Source organism: Pseudomonas agarici (genome assembly GCF_900109755.1).
In the GTDB taxonomy this organism is placed as follows: domain Bacteria; phylum Pseudomonadota; class Gammaproteobacteria; order Pseudomonadales; family Pseudomonadaceae; genus Aquipseudomonas; species Aquipseudomonas agarici.
This window is the reverse complement of record NZ_FOAR01000006.1, coordinates 223,295-224,389: the sequence shown is the minus strand read 5'-3', so window position 1 is coordinate 224,389 and position 1,095 is coordinate 223,295. Positions and strand designations below refer to the sequence as shown.

Here is a 1,095-nt window from a genome sequence, read left to right as displayed (position 1 = left end):
GATGCTGATGCTGATGCCGATGCCGATGCCGATGCCGATGCGGATGCCGATGCCGACGCCGACGCGGATGCTGACGCCGATGCCGATGCCGATGCCGATGCCGATGCTGATGCCGATGCCGACGCCGACGCGGATGCTGACGCCGATGCCGATGCCGATGCCGATGCCGATGCTGACGCCGATGCGGATGCGGATGCGGATGCGGATGCTGACGCTGATGCGGATGCGGATGCGGATGCTGATGCTGATGCTGATGCGGACGCCGATGCGGATGCGGATGCGGATGCGGATGCTGATGCGGACGCCGATGCGGATGCCGATGCTGATGCTGATGCTGATGCCGATGCCGATGCTGACGCCGATGCGGATGCTGACGCTGATGCGGATGCGGATGCGGATGCGGATGCTGATGCTGATGCTGACGCTGATGCCGACGCGGATGCTGACGCCGATGCTGACGCCGACGCTGATGCCGATGCCGATGCTGATGCGGATGCCGATGCTGATGCTGATGCTGATGCTGATGCTGACGCGGATGCTGATGCGGATGCGGATGCCGATGCCGATGCCGACGCTGATGCTGACGCTGACGCTGATGCGGATGCCGATGCCGATGCGGATGCGGATGCGGATGCCGACGCTGATGCGGATGCGGATGCGGATGCGGATGCTGACGCCGATGCCGACGCTGATGCCGATGCCGATGCCGATGCCGATGCCGATGCTGACGCTGATGCTGATGCGGATGCTGATGCCGATGCTGATGCTGATGCTGATGCCGATGCCGATGCCGATGCCGACGCGGATGCTGATGCTGATGCCGATGCCGATGCCGATGCCGATGCCGATGCTGATTCTGATGCGGATGCCGACGCTGATGCGGATGCCGATGCTGACGCTGATGCCGACGCTGATGCGGATGCGGATGCGGATGCGGATGCTGATGCTGATGCTGATGCCGACGCCGACGCCGATGCTGACGCCGATGCCGATGCCGACGCTGATGCCGATGCCGATGCTGACGCTGATGCTGATGCGGATGCTGATGCTGATGCTGATGCCGATGCCGATGCCGATGCCGATGCCGATGCTGAT

The 1,095-nt window shown here is 63.6% G+C and carries 1 protein-coding gene; it reads right to left on the bottom strand.

The window, feature by feature from the left end; translation table 11 throughout:
- A partial coding sequence (locus BMX68_RS26810) for a hypothetical protein (RefSeq protein ID WP_177178865.1) occupies positions 1-1,095 on the bottom strand: 1,095 nt, incomplete at both ends.